We start from the raw sequence: 7,625 nt of genomic DNA on the forward strand, positions 1-7,625 counted from the left end.
CGCCGGGTCGATCCTGCACGCGACCGACGACGACGGTGTGCCTGCCCGCGCGATCGCCGACACCATCGGGAAGCACTTGGATCTGCCAGTCACATCGCTGGCCCCCGAACAGTCATACGAGCACTTCGGTTGGATCGGCCCGCTCTTCTCAGTCGACGCCCCGGCGACCAGCGTCCGAACGCGTGAACGTCTGGGCTGGCGCCCCGAGCATGCCGGACTTCTCGATGACCTCGACGCCGGCCACTACTTCAGAGAGGCGTGATGCGGCACGTCGGTCGCAAGTAGCGGGCCGCCGGGCGCATACTCGCCGTTGCCCTGGGGTACGGGCACAACATGAGCCAAAGCGTTGCCGACTTCGTCCTCGACCGCCTGCGACAGTGGGGCGTTGCGCAGGTGTTCGGCTATCCGGGCGACGGCATCAACGGCCTGGTCGCCGCGTTCGGACGGGCCGACAACAAGCCGCGGTTCATCCAGACCCGGCACGAGGAGATGGCCGCGTTCGCCGCCACCGGCTACGCGAAGTTCTCCGGCGAGGTCGGCGTGTGCATGGCCACGTCGGGACCGGGCGCGATCCACCTGCTCAATGGTCTCTACGACGCCAAGCTCGACCACGTCCCCGTGGTGGCGATCGTCGGTCAGACCGAACGCAGCGCGATGGGCGGCAGCTATCAGCAGGAGGTTGACCTGCAGGCGCTGTTCCGCGACGTCGCCAGCGACTACCTCGTCGAGGTCAACGTTCCGCAGCAGTTGCCGCTCGCGATCGACCGAGCCATCAGGACCGCCCGCACCCGACGCTCGCCGACGGCGGTCATCATCCCGTCCGACCTCCAGGACGAGAAGTACAGCCCACCGGCCCACGTGTTCAAGCAGGTGCCGTCCAGCGACCCCGGCGACAACATCGGTCGGATCACCCCGACCGACAAGCAGGTGCGCGCGGCCGCGGACATCCTCAACGCAGGCGAGAAGGTCGCCATTCTGATCGGCCAGGGCGCGAGAGGTGCTGCCGACGAAGTGGCGGCCGTTGCGGAGCTCACCGGGGCGGGTGTGGCGAAAGCATTGCTGGGCAAGGACGTTCTGCCCGATGATCTGCCCTACGTCACCGGGTCGATCGGCCTTCTGGGTACCAGGCCCAGCTATGAGCTGATGCGCGACTGCGACACGCTGCTCATTGTGGGTTCCAACTTTCCCTACAGCCAGTTCCTGCCCGACTACGGCGCGGCCCGCGCCGTGCAGATCGACATCGACGGCAGCTCCATCGGCATGCGTTATCCCACCGAGGTCAACATCGTCGCCGACGCGAAGGCCGCACTCGGCGCATTGATTCCGCACCTTCGGCCGAAGGCCGACCCGTCGTGGCGGTCCGGGGTGGAGCGCAACGTCGCGCACTGGTGGGAGGTTCTCGAGCGGCAGTGTCTGCTGACGGCCAAGCCGGTCAACCCGATGCGGGTGGCATGGGAACTGTCCCAGCGGCTGCCTGAGGACGCGATCGTGACCGCGGACTCCGGTTCGTCGACCAATTGGTTCGCCCGCTGCGTCAAGCTGAGGTCCGGCATGCGGGCGTCGGTATCGGGCACCCTGGCCACCATGGGATGTGCGGTGCCGTACGCGATCGGCGCCAAGTTCGCCCATCCGTCCCGGCCGGTGATCGCCCTCGTGGGAGATGGGGCCATGCAGATGAACGGCCTCGCCGAGTTGCTGACGATCCGCCGCTATCGCGACCGGTGGGCAGATGCGCGGATGGTGATCTGTGTGTTCCACAACAACGATCTCAACCAGGTCACCTGGGAGCTGCGCGCGATGGGCGGCGCACCGAAATTCGAGGAGTCGCAGTCACTTCCCGAAGTGTCCTACGCCGATGTGGCGCGTTCCATGGGGCTGCGGTCGATCTCCGTCGACACCGACGACGCGGTCGCCGGTGCGTGGGACGAGGCACTGTCCTACGACGAGCCGGTGCTTGTGGATGTGACCTGCGATCCCGAGGTGCCGCCCATTCCGCCACATGCCACCTACGAGCAGATCAAGGAGATGACGTCGGCAGTGCTCAAGGGTGACCCCGGCGGATGGCATCTGATGTACCAGGGCGCGAAAACCAAACTGCAGGAACTTATTCCGGGTGGACGGTCGACGTCATGAGCGAAGCCGGACTCGTTGTCGTCGGAAGCGGACCCGCGGGTGTCAGCGCCGCTGAGGCTTTTCGTCGGCACCGGGTCGACTCGCCCGTGCGAATCCTCACGGCCGATCCCGCTCCGCCGTACGCCAGGCCGCCCCTGAGCAAGGAGTTCCTGCGCGGCGAAACGGACGACGTCGCCCTGCACCCCGCGCAGTGGTATGCCGAGAACCGCATCGAGTTGTTGCGCGCACGCGTCACCCGCATCGATACTGCTGAGCGCACCGTTGTCGTCGAAGAAGAGCGCGTTGCGTATTCGGCCCTGATACTGGCGTGCGGATCGGCACCGACCCCCCTTCCGGTGCCCGGCGGTGAGCACGCCTATCAGCTGCGCTCGCTGGCAGACGCGCAGCGCCTACGGGACGCCAGCGTCGGCTCGCAATCCGCTGTGGTCATCGGTGCTGGTTTCATCGGCTGTGAGGCTGCGGCATCTCTTGCCCTCCGCGGTGTTTCGGTCACCTTGGTGGCGCCGAACGCGGCACCCCAGGACAAGCGGCTCGGCGGCGCCGCCGGTGAGCGGTTGCGTGGGCTGGTGACGGCGACCGGCGCACGGTACGTCGGTGGCGTCTCGGTCGAGGAGATACGGCATGGCGCGGTGCGACTGGATAACGGTGTCACCATCGACTGCGACCTCGTACTCGCCGCGACGGGTGTGCGGCCACAGGGCGGGCTGGCCGATGAAGCGGGCCTGAGGATGACCGATTCACGCATCGTGGCGGGTGCCGACATGCGCACCTCGGCGCCGGACGTGTTCGCGGTGGGCGACGTCGCGGCGGCGTTCAATTCCACCGCCGGACGCCATATCTCTGTCGAGCATTGGCAGGATGCGGTCGACCAGGGCGAGATCGCCGGCGCCGCGGCCGCAGGCGCGGACGGACAATGGGACGGCGTACCGGGATTCTGGACGACGATCGGCGACGCCACCGTCAAGTACCACGCCTGGGGTGACGGCTACGACCGTAGCCGGCTGGTGGACCACGGGGACGGTTTCACCGCGTGGTACGAGCGGGACGGCGCGACCGTCGGGGTGCTGACATTGAACGCGGACGACGACTACGAACGCGGCGAGACCCTGATCAAGAACGGCCAGCCCGTTTGCGTGCCCGGGTGAACCGGGACTTCATTCCCATCGGAAGGAGGCGACACCATGCCCAACTCATCGATCAAAAACGAGAAGATGTATGAGGACTTGCGCAAGGAAGGCAATTCCAAGCAGAAGTCCGCTCGTATCGCCAACGCCGCGGCGGCCAGAGGCAAGTCGGCCGTCGGCAAGAAGGGCGGCAAGTCCGGTTCCTACGACGACTGGACCGTGGCCGACCTGAAGAAGAGGGCCAAGGAAATCGGCTTGTCGGGATACTCGAGCCTGCGCAAGGACAAGCTGACCTCAAAGATCCGCAATTCCTGACCGGAATCCTCACAGCGCATCGCCTGACCGTTTATCTCGTCTCCCGCCGGGTAGTCGGCACCCATTCGCGCCCGATGAGAGGAGACGACATGGCTACGGGTGAAACGGGATTCGACGATGTGACGTTCGATCTCATCTCCGTTCAATACCACTCACTGAAGGCCGGTCACGACTACGGCCAGTATGTGCGCGATGCGAAGAACGCGGGCTTGGACGACGTCGCATCGTTCTTCGAGACGGTGATGGCTCAAGACTCGGAACGGGCACGCCGCTGCCACGAATTGTTAGGCAGGATGCAAGGATCCGCGGTCTCCGGACCCGCGATCAGCTGATCCGGAAAACGAAGAGCCTGCAGTCTCGCATCGGCCGGAATGCGAAGAATTCGGCCGGCGGCTTGCCGTGTTGCGCAGTTCGACTTCGACTCCGACGCCAAGAGCATTTGCACACCGCCGGTGAAGCCGCTCTCGCAGGAGTCGAACATCAAACTCATCGATATCGCCGCTAAGCTCGTGCAGGGCGAGCGCCCGGCCGAGTAGCCAGGGCTAGGCGCCAGGGCCGTTGGGCCACTTGAGCATCGAACCCGCGTCGACACGAATGTGTTGCCCGGTGATGTAGCGGCTCTCCTCGCTGGCGAGGAACACGGCCAGGTTGGCGATGTCCTCGGGCTCGACATACGGAATCGGCATGGCGTTGAAGTAGGTGAAGGCGGGTTCGGCATCCTCTCGGGTCGGTTTCTTGCCCTCGGCCATCATGTCGGGCCGGAACACGCTGTAGATGCCGTCGTTCTGCAGCAGCGCAGTGTTGACGTTGGTGGGGTGCATGGCGTTGACCCGAATCATCTTCGGCGCCACCTGTAGACAGAGATGGTCGACATAGTCGATCAGAACCCGCTTGCTCCAGCCGTAACCCGCGCCGCCCGGTCCCATCATCGGGTTGTCGCTGGTGCCCTTGATCATGCCCGCGGTCGAACCCGTGATGATGACCGAGGCGCCGTTTGGCAGGTGGGGCAGGGCGACCGCGACGGTGTTCATCACACCCAACAGGTCGACGTCGGTGGCGTCGATGAAATGCATCGGGTCGAACTCCTTGCCGAATGCCATCGGCAGGATGCCGGCGTTGGCCACGACGATGTCGAGCCTGCCCAGGTCGGCGACCCCCGCCTCCAACGCGTCGCGCAGTTCGTGGCGCTCGCGGACGTCGGCGATCCTGGCGTACACGCGGCGGCCGAGTTCCTTGACGGACCGCTCGACATCGGACAGGTCGTCCGGAGTCGCCAGGGGGTACGGGTTCGAGTCGATGTTCCGGCAGATGTCGACGACGATGATGTCAGCACCCTCCTTGGCCATCGCAAGCGCGTGCGCACGTCCCTGACCTCGGGCTCCACCGGTGATGAAAGCGACCTTGCCCTCGAGCCGTCCAGCCATTTGTCCTCCGCGTGAATGAAGTTCTCCAACAACGCGAACCTAATTTACGCAGCCTGTTTAATCAATGCCTCCGGAACGGATGTTTGGTTTTGCGGGGCCGTCCCGCTCAGGCGACAGAGGAGAGAAAATCCGCCGTTCGGCGTGGCTGTCGCCGCTCGGCGCGTGCGGCGCGCGGATGTACGGCGACAAGGCCACCCGACCTGACGACCCCCAGCGGTCCCGCCTTCACGAAGCGGGCGATACCCACCGCTCGCAGCATCGACGCGGCCCTGGCTTGGCGATATCCGACCCCCATCCCTGCGACTCCGAGAAGCACGAGTCCAGCGACTCCCGGCGAAGCCAGTGCCGCCAGCGCCAGCAAGGACAAGGGGGCGAGGACTGCGTCGACGATGTGTTGGAGAAGCGACCGCACCTGCTCGGGTGCGATCCCGTCCGCCAGCACCGCGCTCAGCCCGGAGTGTTCTTCAGCGGCCCCACTGGCCGCGAGGCCCCCAGGAGTCAGATGTGTGAAAACACCGGCGGATGCCAGCGAACTCGAATCGCCAGGGGCGATGAGCATCCCGGCCCAGCCTGCCCGCCCCGCCCACGACGAAGCCAAATCAATAGGCGTGGCCGGGTGAAGGCCAGCCGCGAAGAGGCTTCCTCCGATTCCACCGGCGGTCAGCGAAGCGGTCGCCACATCGCCCGTCAGAGGAATGCCGAGCAACGAGAGAAACTCGCCCGGCAGTTTGATGAGTTGGATCCCGTCGTCTGCCAGTGTGATGAAGAAGTACGCCAGTGCGGTGATGACGCTGTTCGCCTGCGCGGCGCCGACAACCGGCGGCGGCGGTTCGGCCGGGACCGACGGGGCCGCATCGCCGACCAGTGGAGCGTCATTTGCGACCGGTTGAATCGTCGCAGGTTCCCCGACCGGTGGATCGTTGGCCGGCGGGGTCGCGGGCGGGTCCGCATCGGCGGCCGATGCCTGCGGCTCCTGCGAGGCCTCCGTCACCGGCGAACTCGAGATGACGGCCTCCGGCGTGTTGGCTTCCTCGGTGGTCGCCGACGTCTGGACGGTATCGGAAGACTTGTTGTTGTCGACGACTGCCGCCGCTCCGCTCGACTGGGTGTCGGTCGTCACGCCCAAAACCATGGGCCCGGTCGGACCGGGGGATACGTCGTGGGATTCCTCGTTGGTTGCCTCGTGGCCGGAAGAGGGGGGCGGCACGGTATCGACCACCGTCCCGACGACCTTGGGAATCGTGTCAACGCCACCGGTGCCGGGTGTGCTTCCGGTCGGCTCGGTCGCCGTCCCGCCGGCCTGCTGGCCCTCGGTACCGGGACTATGAGTCTCGCTGACCGAACCGCCTGTTTCGGGGTCGGCGATCGCGACCGCTGACCCGAATCCTGCGGCCAGCAGGGCGACGGACAGGACGCAGATCCCTGCCGCCAAGCGCCTTCGCGTACTCATGGTGTTTCTCCTGCCGCCCGCTGGGAGAGCCCGCCACACCGATTTCTGTAAGTATCCTCCCCATTGCGCGGTCCAGGCGTCGATTCCTTCAGAAATCCGACTTTCAGCCGCCCAGCAAAGGCTTCGTCGCCGCGGCACGGACCGCGCCCGTGACCGTGTCGATCAGGAGGCTGTCCACCTTCCAGCACTGCCAGAACAGCGGTACATCGAGGTGCGCATCCGATATCTGGACGAACGAGCCGTCCGCCAGGTGGGGGGCGGCAGACGCGGTCGGGAACATGCCCCATCCGATTCCGGCCCGAACGGCCGACGCGAAACCCTCCGCGGTTGGCACATAGTGCACCGCCCTGGTGATGTCGCGACGGAAGATCTTGCGAATCAGCATGTCCTGCAGCGCATCGTCGCGGTTCCACGCCAGCGACGGCGCTGAAGCCACAGCGTTGGCGGTGAAGCCGGTCGGCATGTAGCGCTCGACATAGGCCACGCCGGCCACCGGGATGTAGCGCATGACGCCGAGCGGCTGGACCCGGCAACCGGGAACAGGAGTGCGCTCTGTGGTGACAGCGCCCATCACCGCGCCCTCGCGCAACAAACGGGCCGAGTGGTCCTGGTCCTCGATCCGGATATCGAACAGAACAGCGGGCAGTTGGCCGAAGACATCGGTGAACCACGTCGCCATCGAGTCGGCGTTCACCGCGATAGCGAGGCGTGTCCGCTCGGCGGATCCGCCGCCCATGTCGGCCAATACCTCCGACTCCAACAGCGCGGTCTGCGCGGCGAGTCGCAGCAGCGGAACTCCGGCCGGCGTCGCCACACACGGTTTCTCACGGCGCACCAGGACCTGACCGACGCGCTGCTCGAGCGCCTTTATCCGTTGGCTGACCGCCGACGGAGTGATGTGCAACCGGTTGGCCGCTGCGTCGAAGCTGCCGTGCTCTATGACCGCGGCGAAGGCGGCCAATTGGTGACCATCGATCTGCACATTAGTGATGCTAATACACATGAAGAATCATTAGCTGTACTGATCACTGCGGTGTGCATACCGTCGACGCCATGAACTCGCCTTTGGTCGTCGGCTTCCTGGCCTCGTTCGCCCTGATCGCGGCGATCGGGGCGCAGAACGCGTTCGTGCTGCGCCAGGGCATCCGACGCGAGCATGTGCTGCCCGTGGTGGCGTTG

At 65.8% G+C, this 7,625-nt stretch carries 8 protein-coding genes and 2 pseudogenes; 7 read left to right on the plus strand and 3 right to left on the minus strand.

What is annotated here, in order from left to right; all coding sequences use genetic code 11:
- From QOC76_RS22175 to QOC76_RS22200, 6 genes and pseudogenes are all read left to right on the plus strand, one after another.
- Positions 1 to 262, plus strand: a pseudogene (locus QOC76_RS22175) (3-beta hydroxysteroid dehydrogenase); the annotation flags it as partial.
- Between the two features lie 71 nt (positions 263 to 333).
- Positions 334 to 2,133: a thiamine pyrophosphate-requiring protein gene (locus QOC76_RS22180; protein ID WP_526360422.1), complete on the plus strand. Its 1,800-nt coding sequence runs from the start codon at positions 334 to 336 to the stop codon at positions 2,131 to 2,133.
- Positions 2,130 to 3,278 carry an NAD(P)/FAD-dependent oxidoreductase gene (locus QOC76_RS22185; RefSeq protein WP_526360424.1) on the plus strand — a complete coding sequence of 383 codons (1,149 nt, stop codon included), beginning with the start codon at positions 2,130 to 2,132 and terminating at the stop codon, positions 3,276 to 3,278. The genes QOC76_RS22180 and QOC76_RS22185 overlap by 4 nt, the downstream gene beginning before the upstream one ends.
- 36 nt (positions 3,279 to 3,314) lie before the next feature.
- Positions 3,315 to 3,572 carry a DUF7218 family protein gene (locus QOC76_RS22190; protein ID WP_526360426.1) on the plus strand — a complete coding sequence of 86 codons (258 nt, stop codon included), beginning with the start codon at positions 3,315 to 3,317 and terminating at the stop codon, positions 3,570 to 3,572.
- A gap of 89 nt (positions 3,573 to 3,661) precedes the next feature.
- Entirely contained in the window at positions 3,662 to 3,904 is a 243-nt protein-coding gene (locus QOC76_RS22195) for an acyl carrier protein (protein ID WP_526360428.1), read from the plus strand.
- 39 nt (positions 3,905 to 3,943) lie between these two features.
- Positions 3,944 to 4,108: a hypothetical protein gene (locus tag QOC76_RS22200; RefSeq protein WP_526360430.1), complete on the plus strand. Its 165-nt coding sequence runs from the start codon at positions 3,944 to 3,946 to the stop codon at positions 4,106 to 4,108.
- Between the two features lie 6 nt (positions 4,109 to 4,114).
- Here QOC76_RS22200 and QOC76_RS22205 read toward each other — a convergent pair whose 3' ends face one another.
- The 3 genes from QOC76_RS22205 to QOC76_RS22215 form a co-directional block, all read right to left on the minus strand.
- Complete coding sequence (locus tag QOC76_RS22205) at positions 4,115 to 4,996, minus strand: mycofactocin-coupled SDR family oxidoreductase (protein ID WP_526360432.1); 882 nt, start codon at positions 4,994 to 4,996, stop codon at positions 4,115 to 4,117.
- A gap of 106 nt (positions 4,997 to 5,102) precedes the next feature.
- Complete coding sequence (locus QOC76_RS22210) at positions 5,103 to 6,446, minus strand: hypothetical protein (RefSeq protein WP_526360434.1); 1,344 nt, start codon at positions 6,444 to 6,446, stop codon at positions 5,103 to 5,105.
- A 103-nt stretch (positions 6,447 to 6,549) separates the two neighbouring features.
- Positions 6,550 to 7,428, minus strand: coding sequence for an ArgP/LysG family DNA-binding transcriptional regulator (locus QOC76_RS22215; RefSeq protein WP_526360436.1), 879 nt, complete (start codon positions 7,426 to 7,428; stop codon positions 6,550 to 6,552).
- A gap of 71 nt (positions 7,429 to 7,499) precedes the next feature.
- Between QOC76_RS22215 and QOC76_RS22220 the strand changes: the two are divergent.
- Positions 7,500 to 7,625, plus strand: a pseudogene (locus QOC76_RS22220) (amino acid transporter); the annotation flags it as partial.

This window comes from Mycobacterium sp. (assembly GCF_032159565.1).
In the GTDB taxonomy this organism is placed as follows: Bacteria; Actinomycetota; Actinomycetes; order Mycobacteriales; family Mycobacteriaceae; genus Mycobacterium.